This is a genomic window from Nocardioides daphniae (genome assembly GCF_004777465.1).
GTDB classification, from domain to species: Bacteria; Actinomycetota; Actinomycetes; order Propionibacteriales; family Nocardioidaceae; genus Nocardioides; species Nocardioides daphniae.
Window position 1 is genome coordinate 1610377 of record NZ_CP038462.1, and the last position, 16556, is coordinate 1626932.

Consider the following 16556-nt stretch of genomic DNA (forward strand, 5'->3'; position numbering starts at 1 on the left):
GGCTGCGGTCTGCTTGCATGACCCTCATGAAGACCACCAGGTGGCGCTCGGCGCTGGCGGGCACGATGGCGACGGCGCTGCTGTCCGTGTGGGCGCCGGCATCCGCACCGGCGAGCGCCGCGGACGAGGCGTCCGCCGCTCCCACCCGCGTGATGGTGGTCGGCGACTCGATCTCGCACGCGTCGGTCGGCGACTACTCGTGGCGCTACTTCGCCTGGAAGCACCTGGCCGCGGCGGGCGCCGGCGTCGACTTCGTCGGTCCCCGCAGGGCGCCCTTCGTGGGCGAGGGCGCGACCTGGCCCGCCGTCTACGCCGACGCGGCGTTCGACCAGGACCACGCCGCCATGTGGGGCGACCAGCTCTTCAGGCCGCGCCACGACCGCGACGCCCTCATGACCACGTACGCCCCCGACGTCGTGGTCGTCGAGCTCGGGGTCAACGACATGCTGTGGGTGCAGGCGACTGCAGAGCAGACCCAGTCGATGATGCGTACGTGGGTGACCGCGGCCCGCGCGCGGGTGCCGGGCGCCGACTTCGTCCTGGTCGAGGCGCCGTGGACCAACAGCCCGGTGGCCGCCGACTACAACCAGCGCCTCGCGGCCCTGGCGTGGGAGATGACCACCTCCGCCTCGCGCGTCGTGGTGGCACGCACCACTCCGGGCTACGTGATGGGGACAGGTCTCGACGTGAAGGGCGACACCTACGACCCGCTCCACCCCAACACCAGCGGCCAGATCAAGATCGCCGCGGCCGTCACCGACGCGCTCGCGACCCTCGGTGTCGGCAAGGCCTACCCGAGGCCGTTGCGGATCCCCGCGGAGGGGCCGCGCGTCGTCCCGGTGCTCAAGGGCTCCTCCACCGACACCGCGGCCCGCTGGACCTGGTCGGTCCCGCCGGGTGCCACCTCGTACGACGTGTGGGTGCGGCGCCCGGGGAGGAAGTGGGTGCGCGAGGTGCGTGCCCTCGAGGGCACCTCGCACCAGGTCGCCGGACTGAGGAAGTGCAAGCCGTACGACGTGCGCGTGCTCGCCCGCAAGGGGTGGACGTTGGCCGGTCAGGACGTGCGCTCGCCCGTGGTGACGGCCCAGGCGGGCCCGAAGGTCGCAGGGCGTGCCACCGTCCGGGCCACGGCCCGCGGACGGACGGTGCGCACCAGCTGGAGTGCCGTGAAGGGCGCGTGCGCCCACCGGGTGAAGGTCACCGTCAAGGCACCCGGGGCCAGGGCCACCACCCGCTTCCTCGACGTGAAGGGGACGAGCACGGTGCTCCGCCGACTGACACGTGGATCGGTCGTGAAGGTGAGCGTGCGCGGCGTCGGGGCCCGCAACCTGACCCGGTGGTCGGAGGTTCGCACCGTGCTCCTGCAGCGGTAGGGTCTCGTCCAAGGGGCGACACCCGGACCCGGATGTGATGATCATGCGAGGTCATGTATATTCATGCACATGAGCCAGGTCAGTGTCGCCATCGCAGGTGCGAGCGGGTACGCCGGGGGTGAGGTCGCCCGGTTGCTGCTCGGCCACCCCGGAGTCACCATCGGGGCCCTCACCGGTGCCAGCAACGCGGGGGAGTCCTTCGGACGCCTCCAGCCCCACCTGGTGCCGCTGGCCGACCGCGTGCTCGAGCCCACGACCCTCGAGGTCCTGTCCGGCCACGACGTCGTCTTCCTCGGGCTGCCGCACGGCCAGTCCGCCGAGATCGCGAAGGCGCTGCCCGACAGCACCGTGGTCATCGACTGCGGTGCCGACTTCCGGCTCACCGACGCAGCGGTGTGGGAGAAGTTCTACGGCTCGCCCCACGCCGGATCCTGGCCCTACGGACTCCCGGAGCTGCCCGGTCAGCGCGAGGCGCTCGCCGGCGCCACCCGGATCGCCGTCCCCGGCTGCTACCCGACCATCTCCAGCCTCACCATCGCCCCGGCCCTCGGCGCCGGGCTGGTCACGCCCGACGTCACCGTGGTCGCCGCCTCCGGCACCTCCGGCGCGGGCAAGGCCGCGAAGACCAACCTCCTCGGCTCCGAGGTGATGGGCAACGTCAGCGCCTACGGCGTCGGCGGCGTCCACCGGCACACGCCCGAGATCGCCCAGAACCTCCGCGGCGTCGCCGGCACCGACGTGGTGGTCTCCTTCACGCCGCTGCTCGTGCCGATGCCGCGCGGCATCCTGGCCACGGTCTCCGCGCCGCTGGTCGACGCCGGCACCACGGCGGCACAGGCCCGCGAGGCGTACGCCGCCGCGTACGCGGACGAGCAGTTCGTCCACCTGCTGCCCGAGGGCATCTGGCCCCAGACCCAGTCCGTGCTCGGCTCCAACGCCGTGCACCTCCAGGTGACCGTCGACGAAGCGGCCGGTCGCCTGGTCGCCGTCGGAGTCGTCGACAACCTGGCGAAGGGCACCGCCGGCGCCGCCGTGCAGTGCATGAACATCGCCCTCGGACTCCCCGAGGCGACCGGACTCACCACCGTGGGGTTGGCACCGTGACCGAGCAGACGTACACCCTCGAGCAGTACCCCGAGCAGCTGGCCGTGGTGCGCTTCGGCCCCGGTGCCGCGATCCCGCCCTGGGCCGAGTCCTCCTCCATCTTCTCGGTGACCGCCACCGCGACCGAGACCTCCGTGGTCTGCGCCGCGCGCAACGTCCCGACCAAGGCCCGCCACGAGCGCTCCTTCACGGCCTTCGCGGTCAAGGGCCCCTCGACTTCGGCATGACCGGGGTGCTGGTCGCCCTGCTGACGCCGATGGCCGAGGCGGAGATCAGCGTCTTCACGCTGTCGACCTTCGACACGGACTGGATCCTGGTGCCCAAGCAGCACGCCGAGAAGGCCGCTGAGGAGTGGCGACGGCGGGGGCACACCGTTGCCCCCGCCGTCCCTGCCTGACCTCTCCTCGAAAGGCTCCTCCATGAGCGTCACCACCCCCGCCGGCTTCCTCGCCTCGGGCGTCCCCGCCGGACTCAAGTCCACCGGCGCCAAGGACCTCGCCCTGGTCGTCAACACCGGGCCCACCTTCGACTCCGCCACCGTCTTCACCTCCAACCGCTGCAAGGCCAACCCGGTCCTGTGGAGCCAGGAGGTCGTCAAGGACGGCATCGTGAAGGCGGTCGTCCTCAACTCCGGCGGTGCCAACTGCTACACCGGCGCCGAGGGCTTCCAGACCACCCACGCGGTCGCCGAGAAGGTGGCCGAGAAGGTCGGCATCGGCGCGATCGACGTCGTCGTCTGCTCCACCGGCCTCATCGGCCTGGCCAACCCGCGCCAGAACCTGCTCGACGGTGTCGAGGCAGCCCATGCGGTCCTCTCCGCCGAGGGCGGCGCCGACGCGGCCACGGCGATCATGACCACCGACTCGGTCTCCAAGCAGGCCGTCGTCGAGGGCCCGGGATGGAGCATCGGCGGCATGGCGAAGGGCGCCGGCATGCTGGCCCCCGCCCTGGCCACGATGCTCGTGGTCATCACCACCGACGCCGTCGTCCCGGCCGCCGACCTGGATGCCGCCCTGCGCGCCGCGACCCGGGTCTCCTTCGACCGGCTCGACTCCGACGGCTGCCAGTCGACCAACGACACCGTGACGCTGATGGCCTCGGGTGCCTCCGGCATCACCCCGCCGCTGGAGGACTTCACAGCCGCCCTGACGCAGCTGTGCACCGACCTGGCGATGCAGCTGCTCAAGGACGCCGAGGGTGCCGACCACGAGATCGCGATCACCGTGGTCAACGCCGCCAGCGAGGAGGACGCCGTCGACGTGGGCCGCTCCATCGCCCGGTCCAACCTCTTCAAGGCCGCCGTCTTCGGCAACGACCCCAACTGGGGCCGGGTCCTGGCCTCGGTCGGCACCACGCAGGCCGCCTTCGACCCGGCGGACCTCGACGTGGCGATGAACGGCGTGTGGGTGTGCCGCAACTCCACCCCGCACGAGGACCCGGCGACCGTCGACCTGACCGGCCGGGAGGTCACCGTGACCGTCGATCTCAAGTCCGGTGACGCGCGCGCCACGATCTGGACCAACGACCTGACGCACGCCTACGTCCACGAGAACAGCGCCTACAGCTCATGAGCGAGAAGATGTCGAACCGCCCCGACCCGAAGAAGGCCGCCACCCTGGCGGCCGCCCTGCCGTGGCTGAAGAAGTACCACGGCCAGACCATCGTGGTGAAGTACGGCGGCAACGCCATGACCGACGACGCCCTCAAGGTCGCCTTCGCCGAGGACATCGCCTTCCTGCGCTTCGCGGGGTTCAAGCCCGTCGTCGTGCACGGCGGCGGCCCCCAGATCAACCGGATGCTCGGCAAGCTCGGCATTGAGTCGGAGTTCCGCGGCGGCCTGCGCGTCACCACGCCCGAGGCGATGGACGTCGTACGCATGGTCCTGGTCGGCCAGGTGCAGCGTGAGCTCGTCGGCCTGATCAACTCGCACGGACCGCTGGCCGTGGGCCTGTCCGGCGAGGACGCCGGGCTCTTCACCGCCGTCCCGGCCACCACCGTCGTCGACGGTGAGGAGATCGACCTCGGCCTGGTCGGCGAGGTCTCCCAGGTGCGTCCCGAGGCCGTACTCGACCTCGTCGAGGCCGGCCGCATCCCCGTCATCTCGTCGGTCGCCCCCGACGTCGACGGCCAGGTCCACAACGTCAACGCCGACACCGCGGCGGCTGCACTGGCGGTCGCCCTGGGCGCGGAGAAGCTGCTAGTGCTCACCGACGTCGAGGGCCTCTACCGCGACTACGGACACTCCGACGACGTGATCCAGGAGATCAGCCCCGAGTCGCTCGCCGAGATGCTCCCGACGCTCGACTCCGGCATGGTCCCCAAGATGCGTGCCTGCTACGACGCCGTCACCGGGGGAGTGGCCCGTGCGACCGTCGTCGACGGCCGTGAGCCGCACTCCGTGCTTCTCGAGATCTTCACCGACGAGGGCGTCGGCACCCAGGTGCTCCCCGGCGTCGAGACGAAGATCCGCAACGCCTACGCCGCTGAGGAGATCGACCAGTGACCACCCCCTGGCAGGACCGCTACACCGGTGCGGTCATGAACACCTTCGGCACGCCGAAGCTGATGCTCGAGCGCGGCGCCGGCGCCCACGTGTGGGACGTCGACGGCAACGAGTACATCGACATGCTGGCCGGCATCGCCGTCAACTCCCTCGGCCACGCCCACCCGGCGATCGTCGAGGCCGTCTCCACGCAGCTCGGCACGCTCGGCCACATCTCCAACCTCTTCGCCTCCGAGCCGCAGCTGCGACTCGCCGAGCGCCTGGTCGCGATGGCCGGCGGTGACGCCCGGGTCTTCTTGTCCAACTCCGGCACCGAGGCCAACGAGGCCGCCCTCAAGGTCACCCGCCGCACCGGTCGTACGAAGGTCGTCGCCACCGAGGACTCCTTCCACGGCCGCACGATGGGCGCGCTCGCGCTCACCGCGACGGAGGCCTACCGGACCCCGTTCGAGCCGCTGCCCGGCGACGTCGTCTGGGTGCCCTTCGGCGACGCCGACGCGCTCGCCGCGGCGGTCGACGACACGACCGCTGCCGTCGTCGTGGAGCCCCTCCAGGGGGAGGCTGGCGTCAACGTGCCGCCGCGCGACTACCTGCTCAAGGTCCGCGAGGTCACGGCCGCGCACGGCGCGCTGATGTGGGTCGACGAGATCCAGACCGGCATCGGCCGCACCGGCACGATGCTGGCGCACCAGAACCCCGAGCTCTTCGACGGCGAGGTCGTGCCCGACCTGCTGACGCTGGCCAAGGGCCTCGGGGGTGGGGTGCCGATCGGCGCGACCCTGGCCTACGGGAAGGCCGCCGAGCTGCTCGTGCCCGGCAACCATGGCACGACCTTCGGTGGCAACCCGATCGCGACCGCGGCCGCCAACGCCGTGCTCGACACGATCGAGGCCGACGACCTGCTGACCCACGTCGAGGGCGTCGGGGAGATCCTGCGTCAGGGCCTTGCGGCCGACGCGCGGGTCACCGAGGTCCGTGGCGCCGGGCTGATGCTCGGGTTGACGCTGGACGACACCGTCGACACCGGACGACTGGTGGAGGCGGGCCTGGCCCAGGGGCTGATCCTCAACGTCCCGCGCCCCGGCCGGGTGCGCCTGGTGCCGCCGCTGGTGCTCACCGTCGACGACGCCGAGCAGTTCCTGGCGTCGTTCGCCAAGGTGCTCGACGTCGTGGGAGCCGCAGCATGACCCGCCACCTCCTCGCCGACGACGACCTCACCCCGGCCGAGCAGGCCGAGGTGCTGGCCCTGGCCGCCGAGCTCAAGGCCGCGCCGTACGACCACAAGCCGCTCGCCGGACCGGTCACCGTCGCCATGGTCTTCGACAAGCCGACCCTGCGGACGCAGGCCTCCTTCGCCGCCGGCATCGCCGAGCTCGGCGGGCACCCGATGCTCGTCGACGGTGCGCTGGCCGGCATCGGCGTGCGCGAGTCGGTGCCCGACGTGGCTCGGGTGCTGGGGCGTCAGGCCGGGCAGATCGTGTGGCGGACCTACGCGCAGAGCGCGCTGGAGAAGATGGCGTCCTACTCGGGCGTGCCGGTCATCAACGCGCTCACCGACGACTTCCACCCCTGCCAGCTGCTGGCCGACCTGCTCACCATCTCCGAGCACAAGGGTCGCCTCGCCGGGCTCCGGGTGGTCTTCCTGGGCGACGCCGCCTGCAACATGGGCAACTCGTGGGCGCTCGCCGGCGCCACCGCCGGGATGCACGTGGTGCTGAGCGGTCCTCGTGGCTACCAGCCGACCGACGAGATGGTGGAGCGCGCCCGCGCGATCGCCGCCACCACCGGTGGATCGGTCACCGTCGAGCTCGACCCGTCGACCGCAGTCGCCGGCGCCGACGTGGTCGTCACCGACACCTGGGTCTCGATGGGCAAGGAGGAGGAGGCGGCCACCCGGCTCGCCGACCTGGCTCCCTACCGACTCGACCAGGCGCTGCTCGACCAGGCGGCGCCCGACGCCATCGTCATGCACTGCCTCCCGGCCTACCGTGGCAAGGAGATCACCGCCGAGGTCCTCGACGGTCCGGCCAGCGTCATCTGGGACGAGGCGGAGAACCGCCGCCACGCCCAGAAGGCCGTGATGACCTGGTTGCAGGCACGCCGATGACCGCCGTCAGCCCGCTCACGAAGGGTGCGCGCCACTCGCGCATCATCGACCTGGTGACCCACCACGCGGTGCGGTCCCAGGCAGAGCTGGCTGCCCTCCTCAGCGCCCAGGGCGTCACCGTCACCCAGGCCACGCTGAGCCGCGACCTCGTCGAGCTCGACGCGGTCAAGGTCCGCAGCCCCGAGGGGGTCCTCGTGTACGCGGTCCCCGGCGAGGGTGGCGACCGGTCGCCGGCCGCGCCGCGCGAGACGGCCGCCGCGCTCGAGCGCGTCGCCAAGCTCTGCAACGAGCTGCTGGTGAGCGCCGAGGCGAGCGCCAACCTGGTGGTGCTGCGTACGCCGCCGGGGGCCGCCCAGTTCCTGGCGAGCGCCTTCGACCGGGCAGAGTTCCACGACGTGCTCGGCACCATCGCGGGCGACGACACCGTCATGGTGATCGCCCGTGATCCGCAGGGCGGAGCTGCGTTGGCCGCGCGGTTCCTCGAGCTGGCGGAGTCCTCCGCCCCGGCCACCAGCACCACCCCGCACAATTCTTCCCAGATCCCACACAGCAGCACAGCAAAGGACGACCAGTGAGCAAGGTCCTCACCTCCCTCCCCGTCGGCGAGCGCGTCGGCATCGCCTTCTCCGGTGGTCTCGACACCTCGGTGGCCGTGGCCTGGATGCGCGCCAAGGGCGCCATCCCGTGCACCTACACGGCTGACATCGGCCAGGCGGACGAGCCCGACATCTCCGGCGTCCCCGACCGGGCGAAGCTGTACGGCGCCGAGATCGCTCGCGCCGTCGACATCAAGCCCCAGCTGGTCGAGGAGGGCCTCGCCGCGCTGGCGTGCGGCGCCTTCCACATCCGCTCGGCGGTCGCGCCTACTTCAACACCACGCCGCTGGGCCGCGCCGTCACCGGCACCCAGCTGGTGCGGGCGATGATGGAGGACGGCGTCAACATCTGGGGCGACGGCTCCACCTACAAGGGCAACGACATCGAGCGGTTCTACCGCTACGGCCTGATGGCCAACCCGGCCCTGCAGATCTACAAGCCGTGGCTCGACAACGACTTCGTCACCGAGCTCGGTGGGCGTGCCGAGATGAGCCAGTTCCTGCTCGACAACAAGCTGCCCTACCGCGACTCCGTCGAGAAGGCCTACTCCACGGACGCCAACATCTGGGGCGCCACCCACGAGGCCAAGACCCTCGAGCACCTCGACGTCTCGCTGGAGGTCGTGGAGCCGATCATGGGAGTCAAGTTCTGGACCCGTCGGTCCAGATCGAGACCGAGGACGTGACGATCCAGTTCGTCGCCGGCCGCCCGGTCGCCCTCAACGGTCGGGAGTTCTCCGACCCCGTCGCCCTGGTCCTCGAGGCCAACGCGATCGGTGGACGCCACGGCCTGGGCATGAGTGACCAGATCGAGAACCGGATCATCGAGGCCAAGTCGCGCGGCATCTACGAGGCGCCGGGCATGGCGCTGCTCTGGATCGCCTACGAGCGCCTGGTCAACGCGATCCACAACGAGGACACGGTCGCGCAGTACCACAACGAGGGCCGCAAGCTCGGTCGTCTGCTGTACGAGGGCCGCTGGCTCGACCCGCAGGCCCTGATGATCCGTGAGTCGATCCAGCGTTGGATCGCTTCGCTGGTCACCGGTGAGGTCACCCTGCGCCTGCGTCGGGGTGAGACTACACCGTCCTGCGCACCGACGGCCCGGCCTTCTCCTACCACCCGGAGAAGCTGTCGATGGAGCGCACCGACAACGCGGCGTTCGGCCCGCTCGACCGCATCGGTCAGCTGACCATGCGCAACCTCGACATCGCCGACTCCCGCGCCAAGCTGGAGCAGTACGCCAACCAGCCGCTCGACCAGGGTCAGGTGCTCGTCGAGCACGGGACGCTGTTCGGTGAGCTGCCCGCCGGCGGCGCCGACGTGATCACCGCCAACCCCGACGTGGCCGACGAGGCCGACGTCGACGCGGCGAACGACCACGCGGCGTTCGAGTTCGGCGCCGACTGAGCTCGGTCCGCCGACCGTTCGAGATCTACGAGGAGCACTGTGAGCAGCAACGAGGGCACCACCAACGAGGGCAAGCTCTGGGGTGGTCGTTTCGCCGGCGGCCCGTCGCCGGAGCTGGAGGCGCTGTCGCGCTCGACCCACTTCGACTGGCGCCTGACGCCGTACGACCTGGCTGGCTCCCGTGCGCACGCCAACGCCCTGCACCGGGCCGGGCTGCTCACCGACGCCGACCACGCCGATGCTGCGCGGCATCGAGGTGCTGGGGGAGCGGTACGCCGCTGGCTCCCTGCTGCCGGACGTGTCGGACGAGGACGTGCACGGTGCGCTCGAGCGGTTGCTGATCGAGGAGGTCGGCACCGACGTGGGCGGCCGTCTCCGGGCGGGCCGCAGCCGCAACGACCAGGTGGCGACGCTCTTCAAGATGTTCCTGCGTGACCACGCCCGGGTGATCACTGCCCAGGTGCTCGACCTGGTCGACGCCCTGACCGAGCAGGCTGCTGCTGCCGGTAGCGCCGTGATGCCGGGTCGTACGCACCTCCAGCACGCACAGCCGGTGCTGCTCGCGCACCACCTGCTGGCCCACGTCTGGCCGCTGCTGCGGGACGTCGACCGACTGGCCGACTGGGACGCGCGCGTCGCCGCGGACTCTCCGTACGGCTCAGGCGCCCTGGCGGGCCAGACCCTGGGCCTCGACCCGGTGGCGGTCGCCTCGGAGCTGGGCTTCTCGGGGTCATCCGCCAACTCGATCGACGGCACCGCTGCCCGTGACTTCGTCGCCGAGTTCGGATTCGTCACCGCCATGGTCGGCGTCGACGTGAGCCGGCTGGCAGAGGAGGTCATCCTCTGGTCGACCCGTGAGTTCGACTTCGTGACGCTCCACGACTCCTGGTCGACGGGGTCGAGCATCATGCCGCAGAAGAAGAACCCCGACATCGCCGAGCTCGCGCGCGGCAAGGCCGGTCGTCTGATCGGCAACGTGTCGGGTCTGCTGGCCACGCTCAAGGCGCTGCCACTGGCCTACAACCGTGACCTCCAGGAGGACAAGGAGCCGGTCTTCGACTCCGTCGACACCCTCGAGGTGCTCCTGCCCGCCTTCACCGGGATGGTCGCGACGCTCACCTTCAACACCGAGCGGATGGCCGAGCTCGCTCCCCAGGGCTTCTCGCTGGCGACCGACATCGCCGAGTGGCTCGTGCGTGAGGGCACGCCCTTCCGGATCGCCCACGAGGTCGCGGGGGCCTGCGTCCGGGTGTGCGAGGAGAACGGCATCGAGCTCCACGAGCTCACCGACGAGCAGTTCGCCGAGATCAACCCCGCCCTGACGCCCGCGGTCCGTGAGGTCCTCACCGTCGAGGGCTCCGTCGGTGCCCGCACCGGTGGGAGGAACGGCTCCGGTCCGGGTGGCCGAGCAGCTCGACGAGGTACGCAGTGCGGTCGCCGCCCGTCGTGAGCGCCTGGCCTGAGGTTGCCTGGCCCAGAGCCTCGCGTTTCACCGCTCCCACAGCCCCGTCGGTCCGAGGACCGACGGGGCTGTGTGCGTCCCGGACGAGGACCACCCGGGGCATCCTGACGCTCGAATGTGGCTGTGACCTGCGGGTATGCGTGGGGTGGGGGTCGATTTGCGTGGTGTCGGGGGAGTGGTGCTAAGGTTCACCTGTCGCCGCAAGGGACGTCCTCCCGGGCCAGAAGGTCCGGATCTGAGGGTGACTTGTGCGGGGGCCAAACAAGTGAGTCCGGTCAGTTTGACGGAGTCGGTTCGGCCGAGTAAGTTTGGCCGGGTTGTCTCAGCAAGAAGTCCTCGAGGTTTCGGGGTGGAAGCTGGGTGCGTTTGATCCTTGAGAACTCAACAGTGTGTCATAGTCGACGAATTAGTTTGATATGCCCCGTCGGCACTTCTTTGGGAGTGTCTACGGATTTCTTTGACAATGAATTCTGACAACGTAAGTTAGTCAGGGTTTGTTCTTGTCGGGGATGGCTTTTCTTGAAATTTTCAATGGAGAGTTTGATCCTGGCTCAGGACGAACGCTGGCGGCGTGCTTAACACATGCAAGTCGAGCGGTAAGGCCCTTCGGGGTACACGAGCGGCGAACGGGTGAGTAACACGTGAGTAATCTGCCCTTCACTTCGGGATAAGCACCGGAAACGGTGTCTAATACCGGATATGAACCTCCTTCGCATGTTGGGGGTTGGAAAGTTCTGGCGGTGGAGGATGTGCTCGCGGCCTATCAGCTTGTTGGTGAGGTAATGGCTCACCAAGGCTTCGACGGGTAGCCGGCCTGAGAGGGTGACCGGCCACACTGGGACTGAGACACGGCCCAGACTCCTACGGGAGGCAGCAGTGGGGAATATTGGACAATGGGCGAAAGCCTGATCCAGCAACGCCGCGTGAGGGATGACTGCCTTCGGGTTGTAAACCTCTTTCAGTAGGGACGAAGCGCAAGTGACGGTACCTACAGAAGAAGCACCGGCCAACTACGTGCCAGCAGCCGCGGTAATACGTAGGGTGCGAGCGTTGTCCGGAATTATTGGGCGTAAAGGGCTCGTAGGCGGTTTGTCGCGTCGGGAGTGAAAACTCAGGGCTTAACTCTGAGCTTGCTTCCGATACGGGCAGACTAGAGGTATGCAGGGGAGAACGGAATTCCTGGTGTAGCGGTGAAATGCGCAGATATCAGGAGGAACACCGGTGGCGAAGGCGGTTCTCTGGGCATTACCTGACGCTGAGGAGCGAAAGTGTGGGGAGCGAACAGGATTAGATACCCTGGTAGTCCACACCGTAAACGTTGGGCGCTAGGTGTGGGGCCTATTCCATGGGTTCCGTGCCGCAGCTAACGCATTAAGCGCCCCGCCTGGGGAGTACGGCCGCAAGGCTAAAACTCAAAGGAATTGACGGGGGCCCGCACAAGCGGCGGAGCATGCGGATTAATTCGATGCAACGCGAAGAACCTTACCTGGGTTTGACATACACCGGAAACACCTAGAGATAGGTGCCCTTTTAGTCGGTGTACAGGTGGTGCATGGCTGTCGTCAGCTCGTGTCGTGAGATGTTGGGTTAAGTCCCGCAACGAGCGCAACCCTCGTCCTATGTTGCCAGCACGTCGTGGTGGGGACTCATAGGAGACTGCCGGGGTCAACTCGGAGGAAGGTGGGGATGACGTCAAGTCATCATGCCCCTTATGTCCAGGGCTTCACGCATGCTACAATGGCCGGTACAAAGGGCTGCGATCCCGTGAGGGGGAGCGAATCCCAAAAAGCCGGTCTCAGTTCGGATTGGGGTCTGCAACTCGACCCCATGAAGTCGGAGTCGCTAGTAATCGCAGATCAGCAACGCTGCGGTGAATACGTTCCCGGGCCTTGTACACACCGCCCGTCACGTCACGAAAGTCGGCAACACCCGAAGCCGGTGGCCCAACCCTTGTGGAGGGAGCCGTCGAAGGTGGGGCTGGCGATTGGGACGAAGTCGTAACAAGGTAGCCGTACCGGAAGGTGCGGCTGGATCACCTCCTTTCTAAGGAGCACACACCCCGACAGCAGACGCCTGTTCTGCTGCGTATGGTGGTGTCTCACTAGTGGAATCGTCGATGAATGGCTTGAACCTGGCTGGTTCGTGCACCTCAGTACTGCCCTGTCTCTTCGGAGGCTGGGCGTGGAACCTGGTGGATGGCTGGTAGGGGGAGGGTCGTGACACGCTGTTGGGTCCTGAAGGATCGAACACTGCCTGAGTAGTCGGGTGGGGTTGGTTCTTCTGGCCTCCTTCGCTTGAAGCCTGGTTGATCTGGGCCGATGGGGTTGGTGGGGTTGTTGTTTGAGATCTGGATAGTGGACGCGAGCATCAGCACGCACGTTCAACGGTTCTTCGGGACTGGTTGGGGTTGTGTGTTGTGCAATTAAGCAAATGAGCCATCACGCCTGATTGTGGTGTGGTGGTTGGTCTTTGTAGCAAGTAAGAATCTGTGTTGACGCGTTGAGTTGTTTTGACGTTGTTGAGACAAGCTACTAAGGGCACATGGTGGATGCCTTGGCACCAAGAGCCGATGAAGGACGTAGGAGCCTGCGATAAGCCCCGGGGAGTTGGCAACCGAGCTGTGATCCGGGGGTGTCCGAATGGGGAAACCCAGCTGGAGTCATGTCCAGTTACCCTCACCTGAACACATAGGGTGAGTGGAGGGAACGTGGGGAAGTGAAACATCTCAGTACCCACAGGAAGAGAAAACAACAGTGATTCCGAGAGTAGTGGCGAGCGAAATCGGATGAGGCCAAACCTACTTCGTGTGATACCCGGCAGGGGTTGCGGAGTGGGGGTTGTGGGGCCGCTCGATCAGTGCTGCCGTGCTGGTACAGAGTAAGAAAACACAGATGAAGCCGAAGCAGGTTGGAAAGCCTGGCCGTAGAGGGTGATAGCCCCGTACGTGTAAGTCTGTGTCTCTGGAGCGTCACCCCAAGTAACACGGAACCCCTGAAATTCCGTGTGAATCTGGCGGGACCACCCGTTAAGCCTAAATACTCCTTGGTGACCGATAGCGGACAAGTACCGTGAGGGAAAGGTGAAAAGTACCCCTGGCGGGGAGTGAAATAGTACCTGAAACCGTGTGCCTACAATCCGTCGGAGCGAGAACTTGTTCTTGTGACGGCGTGCCTTTTGAAGAATGAGCCTGCGAGTTAGCGGTGTGTAGCGAGGTTAACCCGTGTGGGGAAGCCGTAGCGAAAGCGAGTCCGAACAGGGCGACACAGTTGCACGCTCTAGACCCGAAGCGAAGTGATCTATCCATGGGCAGGTTGAAGCGCGGGTAAGACCGCGTGGAGGACCGAACCCACTTAGGTTGAAAACTGAGGGGATGACCTGTGGATAGGGGTGAAAGGCCAATCAAACTTCGTGATAGCTGGTTCTCCCCGAAATGCATTTAGGTGCAGCGTTGTGTGTTTCTTGCCGGAGGTAGAGCACTGGATAGCCGATGGGCCCTACCAGGTTACTGACGTTAGCCAAACTCCGAATGCCGGTAAGTGAGAGCGCAGCAGTGAGACTGCGGGGGATAAGCTCCGTAGTCGAGAGGGAAACAGCCCAGACCATCAGCTAAGGCCCCTAAGCGGTGACTAAGTGGAAAAGGATGTGGAGTCGCATTGACAACCAGGAGGTTGGCTTGGAAGCAGCCACCCTTGAAAGAGTGCGTAATAGCTCACTGGTCAAGTGATTCCGCGCCGACAATGTAGCGGGGCTCAAGTCATCCGCCGAAGCTATGGCATTCACATATTGAGCTAGGCCTTCGTGGTCCAGGTGTGTGGATGGGTAGGGGAGCGTCGTGTGGGCAGTGAAGCGGCAGAGTGATCTAGCCGTGGAGGCCACACGAGTGAGAATGCAGGCATGAGTAGCGAATGAAATGTGAGAAACATTTCCGCCGAATGATCAAGGGTTCCAGGGTCAAGCTAATCTGCCCTGGGTAAGTCGGACCTAAGGCGAGGCCGACAGGCGTAGTCGATGGACAACGGGTTGATATTCCCGTACCGGCGAAGTAGCGCCCATGACGAGGCTGGTGATGCTGACCGTCCGAAGCGCCGTGATCTGATCCCTTCGGGGTGAGGACGTGTGCGTGGAGCACGGGACCCAATCCAGTAGTAGTCAAGCGATGGGGTGACGCAGGAAGGTAGTCCAACCGTGGCGATGGTAGACCACGGCTAAGGGTGTAGGACTGAGGGTAGGCAAATCCGCCCTCTGGATGTCTGAGACCTGATGGGGAGCCAATTGTGGTGAAGTGGATGATCCTATGCTGTCGAGAAAAACCTCTAGCGAGCTATGAGCCGCCCGTACCCCAAACCGACTCAGGTGATCAGGTAGAGAATACTAAGGCGATCGAGTGAACCATGGTTAAGGAACTCGGCAAAATGCCCCCGTAACTTCGGGAGAAGGGGGGCCGGATCCGTGAAACTCTTTTCGAGTGGCAGCGGTGATGGCCGCAGAGACCAGGCCCAAGCGACTGTTTACTAAAAACACAGGTCCGTGCGAAGTTGTAAGACGATGTATACGGACTGACTCCTGCCCGGTGCTGGAAGGTTAAGGGGACCGGTTAGACGCAAGTCGAAGCTGAGAACTTAAGCCCCAGTAAACGGCGGTGGTAACTATAACCATCCTAAGGTAGCGAAATTCCTTGTCGGGTAAGTTCCGACCTGCACGAATGGAGTAACGACTTGGGCGCTGTCTCAACCATGGACTCGGCGAAATTGCACTACGAGTAAAGATGCTCGTTACGCGCGGCAGGACGGAAAGACCCCGGGACCTTTACTATAGTTTGGTATTGGTGTTTGGTTCGGCTTGTGTAGGATAGGTGGGAGACTGTGAAACCTCGACGCCAGTTGGGGTGGAGTCATCGTTGAAATACCACTCTGGTCGTACTAGATGTCTAACCTAGGTCCGTAATCCGGATCAGGGACAGTGCCTGATGGGTAGTTTAACTGGGGCGGTTGCCTCCTAAAATGTAACGGAGGCGCTCAAAGGTTCCCTCAGCCTGGTTGGCAATCAGGTGGCGAGTGTAAGTGCACAAGGGAGCTTGACTGTGAGACAGACATGTCGAGCAGGGACGAAAGTCGGAACTAGTGATCCGGCGTCGGCATGTGGAAGCGGCGTCGCTCAACGGATAAAAGGTACCCCGGGGATAACAGGCTGATCTTCCCCAAGAGTCCATATCGACGGGATGGTTTGGCACCTCGATGTCGGCTCGTCGCATCCTGGGGCTGGAGTAGGTCCCAAGGGTTGGGCTGTTCGCCCATTAAAGCGGCACGCGAGCTGGGTTTAGAACGTCGTGAGACAGTTCGGTCCCTATCCGCCGCGCGCGTTGGAAACTTGAGAAAGGCTGCCCCTAGTACGAGAGGACCGGGGTGGACGAACCTCTGGTGTGCCAGTTGTCCCGCCAGGGGCACGGCTGGTTGGCTACGTTCGGAAGTGATAACCGCTGAATGCATCTAAGCGGGAAGCATGTTTCAAGATGAGGTTTCCCACCACCTTGAGTGGTTAAGGCCCCCAGCAGAACACTGGGTTGATAGGCCGGAGGTGTACAGCAGTAATGCCCAGCCGACCGGTACTAATAGGCCGAGGGCTTGTCCCAACACCGTACAAAACCACTCAACACAACACATCTTGTTGTGAAGACCCGCTACGCGTCCACTAACCAGTTCCCAGACAACAACTCGTTGCCTGAGAATGATGATTCACAACTGAATCCCATATGGCTTGGCAGCACCTGGCCCCACGCGAGTGGGTGCGGTGTTGTCGCAAGAGTTACGGCGGCCATAGCGAAAGGGAAACACCCGGTCCCATCCCGAACCCGGAAGTTAAGCCTTTCAGCGCCGATGGTACTGCGATCGAGAGGTCGTGGGAGAGTAGGACGCCGCCGGACATACCCTTCAGGAGAGGGAGCACCCCACGTGAGAGTGCTCCCTCTTCTGCCATTTCACGGCCCTTTGTCTGTCGCTCGAGGC

The 16556-nt window shown here is 65.8% G+C and carries 9 protein-coding genes, 3 rRNA genes and 2 pseudogenes; all 14 read left to right on the top strand.

Features of this window, described 5'->3' with window-relative positions:
- Window positions 1–26: 26 nt before the first annotated feature.
- Entirely contained in the window at window positions 27–1373 is a 1347-nt protein-coding gene (locus E2C04_RS07910; RefSeq protein ID WP_158630633.1) for a GDSL-type esterase/lipase family protein, read from the top strand.
- A 63-nt stretch (window positions 1374–1436) separates the two neighbouring features.
- Window positions 1437–2477, top strand: coding sequence for an N-acetyl-gamma-glutamyl-phosphate reductase (argC, locus tag E2C04_RS07915; RefSeq protein WP_135832204.1), 1041 nt, complete (start codon window positions 1437–1439; stop codon window positions 2475–2477).
- A complete protein-coding gene (locus E2C04_RS07920; RefSeq protein ID WP_135832205.1) occupies window positions 2474–2704 on the top strand; it encodes a hypothetical protein in 231 nt (76 codons plus the stop codon). Before argC ends, E2C04_RS07920 begins: the two co-directional genes overlap by 4 nt.
- Window positions 2701–2874, top strand: coding sequence for an ACT domain-containing protein (locus E2C04_RS07925; protein WP_135832206.1), 174 nt, complete (start codon window positions 2701–2703; stop codon window positions 2872–2874). Before E2C04_RS07920 ends, E2C04_RS07925 begins: the two co-directional genes overlap by 4 nt.
- Window positions 2875–2896: 22 nt before the next feature.
- Entirely contained in the window at window positions 2897–4048 is a 1152-nt protein-coding gene (argJ, locus tag E2C04_RS07930; protein WP_135832207.1) for a bifunctional glutamate N-acetyltransferase/amino-acid acetyltransferase ArgJ, read from the top strand.
- The gene (gene argB, locus E2C04_RS07935; protein ID WP_202977933.1) at window positions 4045–4980 is read left to right on the top strand and encodes an acetylglutamate kinase; all 936 of its coding nucleotides are present in this window, start codon (window positions 4045–4047) and stop codon (window positions 4978–4980) included. The genes argJ and argB overlap by 4 nt, the downstream gene beginning before the upstream one ends.
- Window positions 4977–6167 (top strand): acetylornithine transaminase, encoded by a 1191-nt coding sequence (locus tag E2C04_RS07940; protein ID WP_229721512.1) that lies wholly within the window; start codon window positions 4977–4979, stop codon window positions 6165–6167. The genes argB and E2C04_RS07940 overlap by 4 nt, the downstream gene beginning before the upstream one ends.
- A complete protein-coding gene (gene argF, locus E2C04_RS07945; protein ID WP_135832208.1) occupies window positions 6164–7087 on the top strand; it encodes an ornithine carbamoyltransferase in 924 nt (307 codons plus the stop codon). Before E2C04_RS07940 ends, argF begins: the two co-directional genes overlap by 4 nt.
- The gene (locus E2C04_RS07950) at window positions 7084–7662 is read left to right on the top strand and encodes an arginine repressor (RefSeq protein WP_135832209.1); all 579 of its coding nucleotides are present in this window, start codon (window positions 7084–7086) and stop codon (window positions 7660–7662) included. Before argF ends, E2C04_RS07950 begins: the two co-directional genes overlap by 4 nt.
- A pseudogene (gene argG, locus E2C04_RS07955) lies at window positions 7659–9092 on the top strand (argininosuccinate synthase). Before E2C04_RS07950 ends, argG begins: the two are co-directional and overlap by 4 nt.
- 39 nt (window positions 9093–9131) lie before the next feature.
- Window positions 9132–10555 (top strand): annotated as a pseudogene (gene argH, locus E2C04_RS07960) (argininosuccinate lyase).
- Between the two features lie 527 nt (window positions 10556–11082).
- Window positions 11083–12597 (top strand): 16S ribosomal RNA (locus E2C04_RS07965).
- Window positions 12598–13075: 478 nt separating this feature from the next.
- Window positions 13076–16183: ribosomal RNA gene (locus E2C04_RS07970) — 23S ribosomal RNA — on the top strand.
- Window positions 16184–16357: 174 nt separating this feature from the next.
- Window positions 16358–16474, top strand: a 5S ribosomal RNA gene (gene rrf, locus E2C04_RS07975).
- The 16S, 23S and 5S rRNA genes sit together here, the layout of an rRNA operon.
- Window positions 16475–16556: the final 82 nt, after the last annotated feature.

Coding starts and splice junctions, on each gene's coding strand:
- argB (WP_202977933.1), top strand. CDS start 4,045: ATGAGCGAGAAGATGTCGAACCGCCCCGACCCGAAGAAGGCCGCCACC.
- E2C04_RS07950 (WP_135832209.1), top strand. CDS start 7,084: ATGACCGCCGTCAGCCCGCTCACGAAGGGTGCGCGCCACTCGCGCATC.
- argC (WP_135832204.1), top strand. CDS start 1,437: ATGCACATGAGCCAGGTCAGTGTCGCCATCGCAGGTGCGAGCGGGTAC.
- E2C04_RS07910 (WP_158630633.1), top strand. CDS start 27: ATGAAGACCACCAGGTGGCGCTCGGCGCTGGCGGGCACGATGGCGACG.
- argF (WP_135832208.1), top strand. CDS start 6,164: ATGACCCGCCACCTCCTCGCCGACGACGACCTCACCCCGGCCGAGCAG.
- argJ (WP_135832207.1), top strand. CDS start 2,897: ATGAGCGTCACCACCCCCGCCGGCTTCCTCGCCTCGGGCGTCCCCGCC.
- E2C04_RS07925 (WP_135832206.1), top strand. CDS start 2,701: ATGACCGGGGTGCTGGTCGCCCTGCTGACGCCGATGGCCGAGGCGGAG.